Here is a 17,245-nt window from a genome sequence, read left to right on the forward strand (position 1 = left end):
ATTTCGCTGCCGCTCGACTTGCATGTGTTAGGCTTGCCGCCAGCGTTCAATCTGAGCCATGATCAAACTCTTCAATTTTAACATAAAACTTTAATAAAATAAATTTACAAATTTTATTAAAAAAAACTTATAAATTTATAATTGCAATGATACTCTCTCAAAGAGTGTCCTTAAAAGTCTTTTATCAATTTTTAAAGAACTATAAAACAGTATTATTATCTTACAGATTCATAATGAATAGTCAAGTATTTTATTTAAAATTTCAATTAAATTTAAATATTTTATAATTTTAAATTAGAAAAAATTGTAAAATTTTTTTTTAAAAATAAAATTTTTATTTTTTTAATATATTTATTTTTTTTAGTGTAAAAAACAATATTTTTTTTTTTACTTAAAATTTCTGAATTATAATTCATATTTTTTCTAAATGTTAAAATAATATTTTTTTTTGAATCTAAAAAACATATTTTTCTAGGTAAAATAATTTTTAATTCATTTAAAATTAATGGAAAATGTGTACAACCTAAAATTATAGTATCTGGAAACACTTCTAAAGAATACCAAGGTTTAAAAATTTTTTTTATTTCATTTATAATAATTTTATATCCTAATAATTTTTTTTCTGCTAAAAAAACTAATTTTGAAGACGATATAGTTTTTATTTTATATTTTTTATTTAAAATATTAATTTTTTTCTGTATTTTATTATTTTTTAAAGTTGTGTTTGTTGCTAAAAGACCAATTACATTATTTTTTGTTTTTTTTATAGCTAGATTAATAACAGGATTAACTCCAATAATTGGAAAAGTAAAATAATTTCTTATTTTTGGTAAAATAGAAACACTAGCGGTATTACAGGCAATAATAGCTAATGAAATATTATAATGATATGATATTTTTTTTAAAATTTTAATTACGCGTTTAAAAATAAAATTTTTTGATTTATTTCCATAAGGAAAATATTTATTATCTAATAAATAAATAAAATTTATATTAAAAAAGATATTTTTTATATAATTATATATTGTAATTCCACCTAATCCAGAATCAAAAATAAATATTGTGTTTTGTGATTCTAAAAATAATTTTTTCATAAAACATCCTAATTTATTTACAATATTTACATATAAAATATATAATATTATTAATTAATAATAAAATATATATTATATGATATATAAAAATTTTATTAAAATATTAAAAAAATATTAATAAATTATATTATGAATAAATTTATTTATTTAGATTATGCTTCTACAACTCCTGTTGATAAAAGAGTTTTAGAAAAAATGAATGATTATCTTACTATAGACGGGGTATTTGCTAATCCATCTTCTTCTCATTATCTAGGAATAAAAGCAAAAGATGAAATTGAACATGCTAGAATTAATATAGCAAATATTCTTGGTTGTATTAAAGAAGAAATCTTTTTTACATCTAATGCTACTGAATCTATTAATTTAGCTATTAAAGGGATTATATATAATTATCTTCCTAATAATAAAAAAAATATTATTACTAGTAAAATTGAACACAAAGCTGTCTTAGAAACCTGTGATTTTATAAAAAAATTAGGAATAAAAGTTATATATATAAAAAATTCAAATACAGGAAGTTTAGATATAAATTTATTAGAAAAAAAAATTACAAAAAAAACTATTTTAGTTTCTATAATGCATATTAATAATGAAATAGGAACAATTAATAATATTAATAAAATTGGTAATATATGTAAAAAAAAAAATGTACTTTTTCATGTAGATGCTACACAAAGTGTTGGTAAATATATATTAAATTTAAAAAAAATTAATATTGACTTATTATCATTTTCTTCTCATAAATTTTATGGTCCAAAAGGAATTGGTGTGTTATATGTAAAAAAAAGTAAATTTAAAATAATTTTAACACCTTTATTACATGGAGGAGGACAAGAAAAAGGATTAAGATCAGGAACTTTAGCTACTCACCAAATAATTGGTCTGTCAACAGCATTAAATCTTGCTAATAATGAAATAAAAAAAGAAAAAAAAAGAATAAAAATATTAAAAAATAAATTATGGAATGGTATTAAAAATATTTCAGGTATATATTTAAATGGTAATTTAAAAAATAGTTCTCCCTATATAATTAATATAGGTTTTAAAAATGTTTTTAATAAAATTCTTATGATAGAAATGAAAAACATTATTATATCAACTTCTTCTGCATGTAATTCGAATAAATATAATATATCTCATGTTTTAAAATCCTTAGGATTAACAGAACAATTAATTCAATGTTCTATTCGTATTTCTTTTGGGAGATTTACTACTGTAGAAGAAATTAATATTTTAATTAAAAATTTACATGTTTCTATAAAAAAAATTAGAAAAAATTAATATTTTATTAATTTTATTTAATAATCTAGACTAAAAGATTATATAATATGTACGGAAGTTGTATTAGTTGTCCCACTTGGTACCAAAGCTCCAGAAACCATTACAATAACATCTCCTTTAATAGCATATCCACTAGCTAAAGCTACTTTTTTCCCTATAATATAAAAATCATCTGTAGATGATATTTTATCTACTAATTTAGTTATTATCCCTTTACTTAAAATTAATTGTTTAACAGTTTTTATATTTGTAGTTAAAGCTAAAATTATAGCTTTAGGAAAATATTTTCTTATTGATTTTGCAGATTTTCCTAATTGAGTAGCTACAATTATTAAGGGAGCTTTCAATTTTTCTGCTATCTCAACTGCACTACGACATACAGCATCAGTAATACTCATGTCAGTATTATCATAAAAATTAATTCTATTCGTCATAGTAATATCTGTTCTTTCACAAATTGTAGACATAATAGATACAGATTCTAATGGATATTTACCTTTAGCACTTTCCCCAGAAAGCATTACTGCATCTGTACCATCTAAAATTGCATTAGCTACATCACCAGCTTCTGCTCTAGTAGGTCTAGGATTTTTAATCATAGAATCTAACATTTGTGTTGCAGTTATTACTATTTTACCAAAATAATTACATTTTTTAATTATCATTTTTTGAGCAAAAATAACATTTTCTACAGGAATTTCTACTCCTAAATCACCTCTAGCAACCATTATACCATCAGCTATTTCTAATATTTCATCAAAATTATTTAATCCTTCCTGATTTTCAATTTTCGCTATAATTTGAATATCATTACCATTATATTTTTTTAAAAAGTTTTTTATTTCTATAATATCTTGTTTTTTACGTATAAAAGATGCAGCAATATAATCTATTTTATTTTTACATGCAAAAATTAAATCATATTTATCTTTTTCTGATAAAGAAGGTAATTTTATTGATACCCCAGGTAAATTAATACTTTTATTTTCTGATAATTTTCCACTATTTAATATTCTACATATTATTTTATTATTAATTATATTTAATACTTTCATTGAAATTAAGCCATCATCTATTAAAATTTTATTTCCTTTTTTTAGATCATTTATCATATTTAAATATGTAATAGCAACACATTTATTATTACCAATAACAGATTGATCAGTAGTTAAAATAAAAATTTCTCCAGCGTTTAAATATACATCTTCTCCATTACATAATTTCATAGTACGTATTTCAGGACCTTTTGTATCTAATAAAATTGCTGCGTTTTTACCTGTTTCTTTTATAATTTTTTTTAAAGTATTAATACGTTTTTGATGTTCTTCATGATTACCATGTGAAAAATTCAATCTAGCAACATTCATACCTAAATTTAATAAATTAGATAAAATATCTTTAGATTCAGAACTAGGACCTATAGTACACACTATTTTTGTTTTTTTCATAAAATTTATATTTCCTAAATTATTATTATTTAATAAATATTAAAATTTATTTTTTTCTATATTATTTTTATTTATCTCTAAATTATAAATTATTTTTTTTAGTTTATTTATAATAGTTTTTATGATAATACTAATACCTTGTATTCTAGAATTAGTTAAATATTTATTAAAAGATAATTTTTTAAAATATGATTGAATATCAAAAGTAATAATTTCATTATAAGTTTTTTTATTATAAAAAACAAAAATTATTGTTAGTAATCCTTTAATGATAGAAGAATCACTATCACCTTTAAATTTAACATAATTATTTTTAGTAACTTTAATTTTAATCCAGACTCTGCTTTGACATCCTGGAATAAAATTTTCTAAAGAATATTCTTTTTTTGGTAAAATAGGTATTTGATGACCTAATTCAATTATATATAAATATTTTTCTTCCCAATTACAACAACTTCTTAAATTATTTTCAATTTCATTTTTACTAGGTAAAATATATGACATAATTATTTATTTAATAACTTATTTATATAAATTAATTTTTCTATAAAATAGTTAATATCATCTATATTATTATAAATAGAAAAAGAAATTCTACACATTGATGAAACTTTAAAATATCTCATAATTGGTATAGAACAATGATGACCAGTACGAATAGCTATACCATATTGATCTAAAAAACTACCAATATCATAAGAATGAAATTTTCCTAGGTTAAATGAAATTATACCTATTCTATTTTTACTAAAATATTTATTTCCGTATATTTTAATATTCGAGATAGAATTAAGTTTTTCCAAAGTATATTTTGTTAAAAACTCATTATGTTTTATAATATTTTTTATATTAAATGACATAAACCATGATATTGCAATTCCTAAACCTATAATACCAGATATATTAGGAGAACCAGCTTCAAATTTCCAAGGAATTTTTTCCCAAATAAAATTATTTTTGTATATATCTGTAATCATACCTCCTCCTCCTTGCCATGGAGGCATTAATTCTAATATTCTTTTTATTCCATATAAAATACCTATACCAGTAGGACCAAAAATTTTATGACCAGAAAAAACAAAAAAATCACAATTTAAATCTTGAACATCAATTTTTTTATTTGCAATTGCTTGAGCACCATCTATTAAAGTTATAATATGTTTTTTTTTAGCTAATTTAATTATATTTTTAATAGGATTTATAGTTCCTAAGACATTTGAAATATATATAATCGAGATCAAACAAGTATTTTTATCAATTAAATTATTAACTTTATTTAATTGTAAATCTCCATTTTTATTTAACGGTATTATACGTATATCAAAACCTATTTTTTGAGATAATATTTTCCAAGGAATAATATTTGAATGATGTTCCATTTCAGAAATAATAATATTATTATGTGGTAATATATTATTTAAACCCCAAGTATTTGCAATTAAATTAATACTTTCTGTAGTACTTTTAGTAAAAATTATTTCTTCAGTATATTTTGCATTAATAAATGTTGCTATTTTATTACGTATTTTTTCCATTTTATTTGTTAAATTTATACTTAAATTATATATACCTCTATTTACTGAAGAATATTCATTTTTATAAAAATGATTTAATGCTGAAATTACTTTTTTAGGTTTATGAACAGTAGCTGCATTATCTAAATAAATAAATTTATTACCATTAATTTTATTAAATAAAATTGGAAATTGTTTTCTAATATTTTTTATATTAAAATTCATGAAAAAAATTCTCTACTGACAAATAACATGATATTTTTTTTAAAAAAATTTCTTTTAAATTATCATTATTAATTTCTTTTAAAGAATCTAGTATAAATGACATATATAATATACTATATGCTTTTTGAAAATTTATTCCTCTCATTTGAAAAAAGAAAATTTGATTTTCATCTATTTTCCCAGTAAAAACACTATGTGTGCATTTTACATTATTATTTAAAATATCTAATCCTGGTTGTATATTTATTTTTGATAATTTACTTAATAATAAACTACTATAATTTATTTGTCCATCTGTTTTTATAGCAAATTTATTAATTTTTAATAAACTAATTAAATTTATAATAGAATTATCTAAAGTAATTGCTTTATGTTTTTGAATACTACAACAATTTTTTCCGTCATGTTCTACATAATTATTTGTATTTATTAAATTATCATTTTTAGCAAATGATATACTTTTATATATTAACTTTGAGTTTTGACCTATAAATTTAAATCTATTATTTTGTTCTATATATTTAGAAGACATTAATAAATCATATTTTTTAAAAAAAACATTATTATATAAATAAAATTCATTATTAATGGTACAATAATTTTTATTATTATTTTCATTTGTAATAAATTTATAATATTCTAACTTAGAATTATTATCTAAAATTAAAGTATTAAAAATATTATTAAAATATAACTGATTTATATTTATATGATGTTCTATTAAAATAATAGGATAAATATTATTTATATGTATATAATTTCTATAATTAGACATAAAAATTTTTTTATTTTTATTACCTATATTAAAATATACTAAATAAAGAGGTTTGGGATTAAAAGATTTTGTACAATTTATAGATATAAATTCTTTTGTTAAAGATTCAGATAAGTGAGAATAAATATTATGTTTAAAAAAATAATTTTTATAATTAATATTATTATGTTTATCAATATTTATTATATAATATGAATTATTTATATTACTAATATTTTTATCTATTTTACCATTAATAAAAAATAATATAACAGCATCTATTTTAAATAAAAAATTTTTTAATTGATTTATATTTACATATAATTTTTGATTATTTGTTAAAATATTTTTATTAATATATTCAAAAAAAAATTTTTTATTGTTATATGGTTTTTTTTTTAATAAATTTTTTAATTTATACCAATGAATTTCTGATTTTTTAGAAAAATGATATTTTTTATGTAATTTATAAATATTTTTTAGTTGTTTATAATGATTATTTTCCATCAAAGTATCCATATCCATATTTTTCTAAATTAGAAATAATATTAAAATCTCCTGATTTTATAATTCTTTTATTATATAATATATGAATAAAATTAGGTTTTATATAATCAAGAATACGATTATAATGAGTAATAATTAAAAATGATCTATTTAAATTTTTCATAATATTAATTATTTTACATACTAATTTTAATGCATCAATATCTAATCCAGAATCAATTTCATCTAATATACATAAATCTGGTTCAAGTACAAACATTTGAAATATATCATTAATTTTTTTTTCCCCTCCTGAAAAACCAACGTTAACAAAACGTTGTAAAAAATCTTTTGGTTTTTTAAAAATTTTTAATTTTTCATTTATAATATTATTATAAGTAAATCTATCTAATTTTTTTTTTTCTTTATATTTTTTTATTGCTTTTAAAGAATTATATAGAAATATATTATTGCTAACTCCTGGTATTTCAATTAAATATTGAAAAGATACAAAAATTCCTTTTCTAGCTCTAATTTCAGGTTTTATTAATAATAAATTTTCATTTTTATAAAAAATTTCTCCTTTAGAAATAATATATTCTTTTTTACCAGCTAATATATATGATAAAGTACTTTTACCCGAACCATTCGGTCCCATAATTGCATGTATTTCTCCAGGATTTATATTTAAATTAAATTTATTTAGAATATTTTTATTATTTATATTAACATGTAAATTTTTAATTTTTAACATAATCTTCTTTTAATTATCATTAAATATATGGTTTTATCCTATACTGTCTTCTAAATGAATAGATAATAATTTTTGTGCTTCAACTGCAAATTCTAAAGGAAATTTAACAAAAACTTCTCTACAAAATCCATTAATAATTAGAGAAATAGCATTTTCAGTATCTAATCCTCTTTGTAAACAAAAAAATATTTGATCTTCTTCAATTTTAGAAGTAGTAGCTTCATGTTCAATTTGTGCTGTATTATTTAATATATTTAAAACAGGATAAGTATGTGCACTACATTTAGAACCAATTAAAATTGAATCACATTGTGTAAAATTACGAGAGTTGTTTGCCAATTTATTAATAGATACTAATCCACGATAAGTATTTTTACTATATTCTGTAGAAATACTTTTAGATATAATTTTAGATTTTGTATTTTTACCTATATGAATCATTTTAGTACCAGTATCTGCTTGTTGATTACCATTTGTTAAAGAAACAGAAAAAAATTCTCCTATAGAATTATCTCCCTCTAAAATAACACTAGGATACTTCCAAGTAATTGCTGCTCCTGTTTCCGACTGTGTCCAAGACATCTTACTATTTTTTCCTTTACATATTGCTCTTTTAGTTACAAAATTTAAAATTCCTCCTTCATTTTTTAAATTTCCTGGAAACCAATTTTGTACTGTTGAATAATTAACTTGAGCATTTTTATGTAAAATTACTTCAACAACAGCTGCATGTAATTGAGACTTATTTCTAATTGGTGCAGAACAACCTTCTATATAATTAAGATAACTATTTTCATCTGCAATTAAAATAGTACGTTCAAATTGACCAATATTTTTTTCATTAATTCTAAAATAAGTAGATAAATCTATAGGACAACGTGTATTTTTAGGAATATAAATAAATGTACCATCAGAAGCTACAGCTGCATTTAATGATGCAAAAAAATTATCATTAGCAGGGACCACAGAACCTAAATATTTTTGAACTAATTCAGGATAATTTATTATAGCCTCATTTAAAGAACAAAAAATAATTCCTTTGTTTAATAATTTTTTTTGATTTGTTGTAATAACTGAAACAGAATCAAAAATAGCATCTACAGCTATATTTGTGTTATTATTAATAGGAATATTTAATTTATTAAATGTTTTTTTTACTTCAGATGTTAAATATTTATTTTTAATATGATTATTTAATTTTAAATTATTTAATGGAGCTGAATAATAAATATAATTTTGATAATTTAATTTTTTGTAAAAACCATTTAACCAATGAGGTTCTTTTTTATTTATCCAGGAATAATATCCTTGTAATCTAAAATTTAACATCCATTTTGGTTCATTACGTATTTTAGATATTTTATATATTATATCTAAATTAATACCAGGAATAAATTTTTCATTTTTTAATTTAGTCTCAAATCCTTCTTTATATATTTTTTTTTGTTCTCTTAAATATTGTAATTTATTATTCATATTATTAATTCTTTTTTAAATCAATGTTAAAACTTTTTTTACACCCACAAAATTGTTTAATTTTATTATTATAAAATTCAAATGATTGATTAAAATCATTTTTTATAAAATCAATAATAGTTCCATCAATAAAAATAATATCTTTATTATTTACAAAAATATATATATTTTCTTTTTTAAATAAAATTTCATTATCAAGTTTTTTTTTTACTAACAAAATTTTATATTTAAACCCAAAACAACCAGATTTTTTTAAAAATAATTTTATTCCTTTATTTTTATATTTTTGAATTATTTTATTTATTTGTAAAAATGCATTTTTTGTTATGTATAAACCTTTATAATTACTTGTATGACATTTTAAATGTAATAATTTTTGTTTTATTATCATATTATAATAACCTAAAAATAGATTTTTTTATATATTCTAATAGATAAAAATAAAAAAAAGAATTTAATATATAAAAATTTTATTTAAATATATTATAAATATTAAAAATAGAATATTAACAATTTTTATAACTTTTTTTGTTATAAAAAATATATTTATTTATTAATATTAAAATAATTAATAATATAAATTATATTTATTATTGAAATAAGAAATTATTTTACTATACTTTTTAAAGAAAAATCTTTTAAACGAAATCCTAATAAAAATAACATAAATATATATAATATGAAAATTATAGAACAAATACTTAATAAATAGAACATACGTATTTTAAAAGAAGATAAAATTAACCATTTTTCAGAAATTATATTTGATATAAATAATAAAACTATACTTAAAATAATTGTTATGATCATAATTCGAAATAAAAAATTAGACCAACCTAATTCTGGTTTATAAATATTTTTTTTAACTAATTTATTAAATAATAAAATAACATTTAAAAATGCTGCAAAACATATAGATATAGGAAATCCTATATGATGTAAAAAAAATATAAAAAAAGGACTAAGACATTGAGTAATAATTAAAACAATTATATTAATTTTAACAGGTGTCTTTACATCTTGTCTTGCATAAAATCCTATTGCTAATACTTTAGCAATAATTATAAATATCAATCCTACTGAATAAATAATAATATTTACTGCAGTCATTAATACATCAAAATATGTAAAAGCTCCATATTGAAATAAAGAAATTAATAATGGTCTTGATAAAAAAACTAAAATTAAAGAACTAGGTATTATTAATAAAAAACATAAACGTAAACCTATATCCATTAGTTGATTATATTCTTTTTCTTTATTTTGAGTAAAAGCATCAGTAAGAGCTGGTAACAATACTATTGTTAATGCGATTCCAAACATGCCTACAGGTAACTCCATTAACCGATCAGCATAATAAATCCAAGTAATAGATCCTGTAATTAAAAAAGACGATAAAGCAGAATTAATTAATAAAGATATTTGCGTAGCGGCTACACCAATAATAGCTGTACCCATTTTTTTAAAAACTCTAGATACTCCTTGATCAAAATTTTTAAAATGTGGAAAAATTAACATATTTATTTTTTTTAAATAAATTAATTGATAAAAAATTTGTGATAAACCCCCAATTAAAACAGCCCATGCTAAAATTAAAATTGAAGGTTCTAACATATTAGGAAATATAATAATTAATAGAATCATGCTTATATTTAATAAAATAGGGGTTACTGCTGGAACAAAAAAATTTTTCCAAATATTTAAAATAGAACTAGCTAATGAGGATAATGATATTAATAATATATAAGGAAAAGTCATTTTTAATATTTTTACCGTAAGTTTTAATTTATAATCTGTATTAACAAATCCAGGAGCAATTATAGAAATAATTAAAGAAGAAAATAATATTCCTATTATTACTATTATAGAAAGTATAATAATTAATATACCTAATGTAGAAGCAATAAAATTTTTTGTATCATTTTTACTTCTTTTATTTTTATATTCTGCTAATATTGGAGTAAAAGCTTGAGAAAATGCTCCTTCTGCAAATATACGACGTAATAAATTAGGTACTTTAAAAGCTATAAAAAAAGAATCACTATAAACTCCTGCGCCAAAAACTTTAGCTATAAGACTGTCTCTAAGAAAACCTAACAATCTAGAAAATAATGTTATTATACTAACTGTCGTTAATGACTTTAATAAATTCATATAATTCCTAAAAATAATAGTTTATTATATAAATAAATTATTTTAATAAAAAATTCAATATAATAAATTATTTCTTTAATAAAAATATTTTAAATATATTATTTTTTTAATAAAATATTTTAATAAATCTTTGTTTTTATAAAATTTTTAAATTTTTTATAGGTAAAATATTATGAATATAAAAGAAATATCTAGAGCAAAACTTCCAACAAGATGGGGAGAATTTATTATAATAGGTTTTAAAGAGATAAATACAGGTAAGCATCATATTGCATTAATATATGGATTAGAAAAAATATATAAAAATTCAATTATTTTAACAAGAATACATTCAGAATGTTTAACAGGAGATGTTTTTTCTAGTTTACGGTGTGATTGTGGTTTTCAATTACAATTATCTCTAGAAAAAATTTCTCAAGAAAATTGTGGAATTTTAATTTATCATAGACAAGAAGGTAGAAATATTGGACTTTTAAATAAAATTAAAGCATATAATTTACAAGATCAGGGATTAGATACTGTAGAAGCAAATTATAAATTAGGTTTCCATGCAGATGAAAGAAATTTTATTTCTTGTGTAAATATACTAAAAATATTAGGTATTTTAAATATTAAATTATTAACAAATAACCCATATAAAATAGATATTTTAAAAAAAAAAGGTATAAATGTAATAGATAGAATTCCCTTAATTATAAATTATAATTTTTATAATTATAAATATTTAAATACTAAAAATATAAAATTAGGACATATATTATATTAATTTTTTGTATAAATATTTTGTATACTTTAGTAAATTTTTTAAAACTAAAATTTTTTTTTTACAAAGTTGATTTTTTAAAAGTTTTTTAATTTCTAAAATATAATTATCTAAAAAATTTTTATTAAAAATATTTTTTTGATATCTATTCCATTGTTTTTGCTCCACTTCATTTAAAATAAATGGAAAATTTCTTGCTTTATATTTTAATAATAAAATATTAGCTCTTTTATCTTTAAAAAAATTTTTACTTAAATTTATATTAATAAATTTTTTATCATGTATTTGTTGAAATTTAAGTAAATCAGTATTTGAAAAAAAATTTTTATATAATTGTTCATCTACATTAAATATATTTGTTTCAGTGTATATTTGATTAAATTTAATTAAACTTAATTTAATAATTTTTTTTATTTTAAAAAAATTTTTTTTAAGTTTTATAAAATTATTGATATAAAATATAATATTAAAATTTAATCTTTGAATATCTATTTTTTTTAAAATACTAATTGGCATTATTAATGGAGATTTACTAAAATTAATAAATTTTATGTATGAAAAAATATTTTCTTTATTTAATTGATTTTTATTTTTTAAAATTTCTAAAAAATTATTTATATTTTTTATTAAATTAAAAACAATTAGTATATTTTTATTTTTTGGATGCCAAAACAAAGGTGTAATACAATTTATATTATTATTTTTATTTTTATAAATATTACTAATATGAATTAAAATTTGAATTTTTGAAAAATTTATAATTTTTATTAATTTTTTTTTATTTCTATATTTTAAAAAATATTCATATAACAATGGTTGTTTTTTTTTTATTAATTTAGCAACAGATATTGTTGTGTATACATCAGATAATGCATCATGTGCATTATAATATCTTATTATATTATTTAATGTAGCTATTTTTTGAAGATTAAATATTGGTATGTTATTTATTTTTGGCCATAAAATACCATTTGGTCTTAATACATAACATACTCTAACTAAATTTAATATGTCCCAACGACTATTATTATTTTTCCAAAACCAACTATATGCATCATAAAAATTACGATAAAACAAAAATTTACTAAATTCATCATCAAAATTAATATTATTATATCCTAAAATACAAGTATTAGGATATGAAAATATTTTATTAATATAATTTGCAAATTTATTTTCTTGTAATCCTTTTAAATTTACTAAATAAGGACTTATATTATGAATAATAGTAGATTTAGGATCAGGTAAATAATCATTAGGTAATTTACAGTAAAATACTGTAGGAGATTCTATTATATTTAAATTAATATCCGTACGTATACAAGCAAATTGTGCAATTCTATCTTTTTTAGGATTTAATCCAAAAGTTTCATAATCATAAAATAAAAAATTAAATTTTAATTTTTTTTTCTTTAACATAGTATATAATATTAATATAATATTAATATTTTGACAATATTTATTATATAAATTATGGTGAGATGGCCGAGTGGTTTAAGGCGCATGCCCGGAAAGTATGTATATGGAAACATATCAGGGGTTCAAATCCCCTTCTCACCGAGATATTTTATTTTTAATAAATATAAAATATTAAATATTTATTTTATAAATGTGATATAAAATATGTTTAATATAAATACAACTAAAATAATAAATCAATATGGCTATTTAATTATATTATTAGGATCATTAATTGAATGGGAAACATTTATTATTATTGCTGGGATGTTAGCTCATAAAAAAATATTGTTTTTACATAAAATTATTATTATCACTATTACAGGATCTGTAATAAGTAATCAAATATTATTTTTTATAGGTAAAAAATATAGTAAAAAATTTCTATATATTTTTAAAAATTACAATTTCAAAATTCAAAAATATCGTAAATTAATTATAAATTATCCTTATATATTTATTATTATTACAAGATTTATTTATGGTTTTAGATTAATAAGTCCTATTACAATAGGTATTGCAAACATTTCTAATATGAAATTTTTTTTATTAAATATTTTTGGTGCTTTTATTTGGACTATTTTCTTTACTATTACTGGATATTTTTTTGGTGAAATTATATCCACTTGGATACAAGATTGTACTAAAATTATTAAATATTTTTTATATATTTTTTTATTATTTTTAATAATTAAAATATTATTAAAAATAATAAAAAAATATATTTTAATTTTTAAATAAAAATTTAAATATTTCTTTAAATTAAATTTTTTATACATTTAATAATTAATTCAGGATATATGCCTAATATAATTGTTGTTATTGTTAATAATAAAAATAAATTTTTAATAAAAAAATAATACTTTTTATTCTGTATTTTTACAATATACCAATTTTTATTTATCTTAGATGGAATTAAATATAAAATAATAATAAAACGTAGATAATAATATAATCCTATAGAACTTCCTAATATAATAAATGTCGTTAAATACCATATTTTACTTTTTATACTTAATGCTATTAAATAAAATTTAGATATAAAACCTATAGTTAAAGGAATACCAGCTAGAGAAAATAACATAATTGTTAATATAAAAGTAATAATTGGATCATACCAAAATAATCCTCGATAATAATATAATTTATCTGTATTTTTTTCTTGATAATTTAAATTTGTAAATAAACTGATTATTCCTAAAATAACTAAATTATTTATTATATAACTTATTATATATATTCCCATTATTTCTAAAGAAAAAATATGTTTCGTATATTTTTGATTATAAATTAAAATTGTAAGCATATAACCAATATGTGCTATAGATGAATATGCTAATAAACGTTTAATATTATTTTTTGTTTTAATCCCCATAAAATTACCAAATATTATAGATAATATTGATAATAAAATTAATATTTTATACAAAAAATTTTTACTATTATTAATTTGAGAAAAATAAATTAAAAATTTTACCAAAAATATGAAAATAGATGATTTATTAAATGTAGTTAAAAATAATGTTACAATTGTAGGTGCTCCTTGATAAACATCAGAAGTCCAAAAATGAAAAGGTACTATTGATAATTTAAATAATAAACTTGAGATAATTAAACAAAATCCAATTATAGTTAAATAATTTATTAAAAATTTATTATAAATTAAAAAATGATTTAATAAAAATGTAAAATTTAAACTTCCATTATCTAAATAAATAAAAGATATTCCAAGAATCATAAAAGATGACGCTATTATCGATAAAATTGCATATTTAATACTAGCTTCTAAAGAATATTTTGATTTAATGTTATAACTTATTAAACCAATAATAGGAATAGATATTAATTCAATACCTAAAAACATAGAGATAAAATTATTTGAATTTATTAAAACTATACTTCCTAGTGTTGATATTATAATTAATACATAAAATTCATCTTTATTATATTTTAAAGTAGATAACCATTTATATGATATTAAACAAGTTATAATATTATTACAAATTAATATTATTATATAAAAAATTGAATAAGTGTCATTTAAAAACAAATAATTTATTGGGAAATTATTATTTTTAGTATATAAAATAGATATTATTATTAATATAAATCCAAAAATTGTAATAATTAAACTTATTAAATTTTTTCTTTTAAATGATATTTTAATTAATAAAAATATTAATAATGTAATAATAATAATTAACGGCATTAATAATTTAGTCATAAAGAATTCTATTTTATTTAAAATTTAATATAAATTTTATTTTAATAATTTAACATAACTCTATTATAAATACTATTTATAGGAGAATCTGATATATTTAAAATAATTTGTGGATAAAAACCTAAAATTAATAATAAAATTACAAGTATAAAAATAATAATTTTTTCTCTTAAAAACATTTCTTTTATAAAAATATTTATTTTAGTTTTAGGACCATAAAAAATTTTTTGCATCATATTTAATGAATAAATACTAGAAAATAATAAACTAAAAGAAGCAATACTTGCACATATAGGATATTTATGGAAAGTTCCTAATAAAATTAAAAATTCTCCTATAAAATTTCCTGTACCAGGTATACCAATACTAGCAAGAGAAAAAAATAAGAATAATCCTGGTAATGTATTTATTTTATTCCAAATACCCCCCATTAATTGAATATTTCTTGTTTTTAATCTTTCATATATTTGCCCACAAAGAATAAACTGTGCTGCAGCAGAAATTCCATGTGATATCATTTGTATTATAACACCCTGATAAGCTAATTTATTATGACTATAAATTCCCATTAAAATAAATCCCATATGAGATATAGAAGTATATGCTATAATTTTTTTTATATCAGACTGAATACAAGCCATCCATGACCCATAAAATATACCAGATATTCCCAATAATATTGCAAAAAATGAAAATTTTAATGATGAGAGAGGAAATAATGGTAAAGTAAATCTTAATAAACCATAAGCTGCTGTTTTTAATAAAATACCAGCTAAATCAACTGAACCTGCTGTTGGAGCTTGACTATGTGCATCAGGCAACCATCCATGAAATGGAATAATAGGCATTTTAACAGCAAAAGCTATAAAAAAAGATATCATTAATAAAAATTCTGTTTTTAAATTTAAATGATTATTTAATAAAATATTGTAATTAAAAGTTAATATACCAGTTGACTTTTGGTTTAGAAAAACTAGAGATAAAATTCCATATAACATGAATAAACCACTAGATTGTGTATAAATAAAAAATTTAGTAGCAGCTTTTATACGACTATGTCCTTTTTCCCCTTTATGTCCCCATAGAGATATTAAAAAATACATAGGTATTAACATAATTTCCCAAAACAAAAAAAATAAAAACATATCTACAGATAAAAATACACCAATAACTCCACTTAAAATCCATAACAAATTTAAATGGAAAAAACCATGTAATTTTTTAACTTCATTCCAAGAACATATAACTGCCATTACACCTAATAATCCAGTAAGATTAATCATTAATAATGATAATCCGTCTATTGCTAAATGAAAACTTATTCCAAATCTAGGAATCCAATTAAATATATATTCTGACATCCAGATAGGATATATAAATAATAATTTTTCATGAAAATGAATTTTATATATAAAATATTCTAAAATTGATAAAAGAAAAATAGAACTCATAGAAATTAGAGATATCCAACGAGGTAACTTAAAATTTATTTTTTCACTTTGCCAACAAATTAAACCACTAATAAAAGGAACTAATATGAACCATGGTAATAACATAAGATTTCCTAATTATATTTTAATATTTTCTATATAAATATGAATTTTATTATAA

15 protein-coding genes, 1 tRNA gene and 1 other annotated feature (1 of these 17 cut by a window edge) are annotated in these 17,245 nt (G+C 18.7%); of the genes, 4 read left to right on the forward strand and 12 right to left on the reverse strand.

Annotated features, from left to right (window positions below; translation table 11 throughout):
- Positions 1-78, reverse strand: a sequence feature (mutual gap in cmsearch alignment for this rRNA model is longer than 100) (it extends 1,495 nt beyond the left edge of the window).
- A 203-nt stretch (positions 79-281) separates the two neighbouring features.
- Positions 282-1,094 (reverse strand): glutamate racemase, encoded by an 813-nt coding sequence (gene murI, locus GJU00_RS01760; protein WP_168893590.1) that lies wholly within the window; start codon positions 1,092-1,094, stop codon positions 282-284.
- A gap of 129 nt (positions 1,095-1,223) precedes the next feature.
- On the opposite strand from murI, the gene GJU00_RS01765 reads away from it, so the two are divergent.
- Positions 1,224-2,378, forward strand: a complete 1,155-nt coding sequence (locus tag GJU00_RS01765; RefSeq protein WP_168893591.1) for a cysteine desulfurase family protein — start codon at positions 1,224-1,226, stop codon at positions 2,376-2,378.
- 38 nt (positions 2,379-2,416) lie between these two features.
- On the opposite strand, the gene pykF is transcribed toward GJU00_RS01765, so the two are convergent.
- From pykF to murJ, 8 genes are all read right to left on the reverse strand, one after another.
- A complete protein-coding gene (pykF, locus tag GJU00_RS01770) occupies positions 2,417-3,826 on the reverse strand; it encodes a pyruvate kinase PykF (protein WP_168893592.1) in 1,410 nt (469 codons plus the stop codon).
- A gap of 39 nt (positions 3,827-3,865) precedes the next feature.
- Positions 3,866-4,330: a cysteine desulfuration protein SufE gene (sufE, locus tag GJU00_RS01775; RefSeq protein WP_168893593.1), complete on the reverse strand. Its 465-nt coding sequence runs from the start codon at positions 4,328-4,330 to the stop codon at positions 3,866-3,868.
- A gap of 2 nt (positions 4,331-4,332) precedes the next feature.
- Positions 4,333-5,565, reverse strand: coding sequence for a SufS family cysteine desulfurase (locus GJU00_RS01780; protein ID WP_168893594.1), 1,233 nt, complete (start codon positions 5,563-5,565; stop codon positions 4,333-4,335).
- A complete protein-coding gene (locus tag GJU00_RS01785; protein WP_168893595.1) occupies positions 5,555-6,844 on the reverse strand; it encodes a SufD family Fe-S cluster assembly protein in 1,290 nt (429 codons plus the stop codon). The genes GJU00_RS01780 and GJU00_RS01785 overlap by 11 nt, the downstream gene beginning before the upstream one ends.
- A complete protein-coding gene (gene sufC, locus GJU00_RS01790; protein ID WP_168893596.1) occupies positions 6,816-7,559 on the reverse strand; it encodes a Fe-S cluster assembly ATPase SufC in 744 nt (247 codons plus the stop codon). The genes GJU00_RS01785 and sufC overlap by 29 nt, the downstream gene beginning before the upstream one ends.
- 33 nt (positions 7,560-7,592) lie before the next feature.
- Entirely contained in the window at positions 7,593-9,035 is a 1,443-nt protein-coding gene (gene sufB / locus GJU00_RS01795; protein ID WP_168893597.1) for a Fe-S cluster assembly protein SufB, read from the reverse strand.
- Between the two features lie 4 nt (positions 9,036-9,039).
- Positions 9,040-9,426, reverse strand: coding sequence for a HesB/IscA family protein (locus GJU00_RS01800; protein ID WP_168893598.1), 387 nt, complete (start codon positions 9,424-9,426; stop codon positions 9,040-9,042).
- Positions 9,427-9,641: 215 nt separating this feature from the next.
- Positions 9,642-11,189: a murein biosynthesis integral membrane protein MurJ gene (murJ, locus tag GJU00_RS01805; RefSeq protein WP_168893599.1), complete on the reverse strand. Its 1,548-nt coding sequence runs from the start codon at positions 11,187-11,189 to the stop codon at positions 9,642-9,644.
- Between the two features lie 172 nt (positions 11,190-11,361).
- Between murJ and ribA the strand changes: the two genes are divergently transcribed.
- Positions 11,362-11,955, forward strand: coding sequence for a GTP cyclohydrolase II (gene ribA / locus GJU00_RS01810; RefSeq protein WP_168893600.1), 594 nt, complete (start codon positions 11,362-11,364; stop codon positions 11,953-11,955).
- Here ribA and sbcB read toward each other — a convergent pair.
- Positions 11,947-13,371, reverse strand: coding sequence for an exodeoxyribonuclease I (sbcB, locus tag GJU00_RS01815; RefSeq protein ID WP_168893601.1), 1,425 nt, complete (start codon positions 13,369-13,371; stop codon positions 11,947-11,949). The genes ribA and sbcB overlap by 9 nt on opposite strands.
- 56 nt (positions 13,372-13,427) lie before the next feature.
- On the opposite strand from sbcB, the gene GJU00_RS01820 reads away from it, so the two are divergent.
- Positions 13,428-13,512 (forward strand) — tRNA-Ser (locus GJU00_RS01820).
- Positions 13,513-13,575: 63 nt separating this feature from the next.
- Positions 13,576-14,151: a DedA family protein gene (locus tag GJU00_RS01825; protein ID WP_168893602.1), complete on the forward strand. Its 576-nt coding sequence runs from the start codon at positions 13,576-13,578 to the stop codon at positions 14,149-14,151.
- A 16-nt stretch (positions 14,152-14,167) separates the two neighbouring features.
- On the opposite strand, the gene GJU00_RS01830 is transcribed toward GJU00_RS01825, so the two are convergent.
- Both GJU00_RS01830 and nuoM read right to left on the reverse strand, forming a co-directional pair.
- Positions 14,168-15,634 carry an NADH-quinone oxidoreductase subunit N gene (locus tag GJU00_RS01830; protein ID WP_168893603.1) on the reverse strand — a complete coding sequence of 489 codons (1,467 nt, stop codon included), beginning with the start codon at positions 15,632-15,634 and terminating at the stop codon, positions 14,168-14,170.
- A gap of 41 nt (positions 15,635-15,675) precedes the next feature.
- Entirely contained in the window at positions 15,676-17,190 is a 1,515-nt protein-coding gene (nuoM, locus tag GJU00_RS01835; RefSeq protein WP_168893604.1) for an NADH-quinone oxidoreductase subunit M, read from the reverse strand.
- Positions 17,191-17,245 lie beyond the last annotated feature (55 nt).

The organism is Enterobacteriaceae endosymbiont of Donacia simplex (assembly GCF_012568645.1).
Classification (GTDB): domain Bacteria; phylum Pseudomonadota; class Gammaproteobacteria; order Enterobacterales; family Enterobacteriaceae.

Bases quoted from the DNA above. Each gene is read 5' to 3' on its own strand.
- murI (WP_168893590.1), bottom strand. From the start codon at position 1,094: ATGAAAAAATTATTTTTAGAATCACAAAACACAATATTTATTTTTGAT.
- GJU00_RS01765 (WP_168893591.1), top strand. From the start codon at position 1,224: ATGAATAAATTTATTTATTTAGATTATGCTTCTACAACTCCTGTTGAT.
- pykF (WP_168893592.1), bottom strand. From the start codon at position 3,826: ATGAAAAAAACAAAAATAGTGTGTACTATAGGTCCTAGTTCTGAATCT.
- sufE (WP_168893593.1), bottom strand. From the start codon at position 4,330: ATGTCATATATTTTACCTAGTAAAAATGAAATTGAAAATAATTTAAGA.
- GJU00_RS01780 (WP_168893594.1), bottom strand. From the start codon at position 5,565: ATGAATTTTAATATAAAAAATATTAGAAAACAATTTCCAATTTTATTT.
- GJU00_RS01785 (WP_168893595.1), bottom strand. From the start codon at position 6,844: ATGGATATGGATACTTTGATGGAAAATAATCATTATAAACAACTAAAA.
- sufC (WP_168893596.1), bottom strand. From the start codon at position 7,559: ATGTTAAAAATTAAAAATTTACATGTTAATATAAATAATAAAAATATT.
- sufB (WP_168893597.1), bottom strand. From the start codon at position 9,035: ATGAATAATAAATTACAATATTTAAGAGAACAAAAAAAAATATATAAA.
- GJU00_RS01800 (WP_168893598.1), bottom strand. From the start codon at position 9,426: ATGATAATAAAACAAAAATTATTACATTTAAAATGTCATACAAGTAAT.
- murJ (WP_168893599.1), bottom strand. From the start codon at position 11,189: ATGAATTTATTAAAGTCATTAACGACAGTTAGTATAATAACATTATTT.
- ribA (WP_168893600.1), top strand. From the start codon at position 11,362: ATGAATATAAAAGAAATATCTAGAGCAAAACTTCCAACAAGATGGGGA.
- sbcB (WP_168893601.1), bottom strand. From the start codon at position 13,371: ATGTTAAAGAAAAAAAAATTAAAATTTAATTTTTTATTTTATGATTAT.
- GJU00_RS01825 (WP_168893602.1), top strand. From the start codon at position 13,576: ATGTTTAATATAAATACAACTAAAATAATAAATCAATATGGCTATTTA.
- GJU00_RS01830 (WP_168893603.1), bottom strand. From the start codon at position 15,634: ATGACTAAATTATTAATGCCGTTAATTATTATTATTACATTATTAATA.
- nuoM (WP_168893604.1), bottom strand. From the start codon at position 17,190: ATGTTATTACCATGGTTCATATTAGTTCCTTTTATTAGTGGTTTAATT.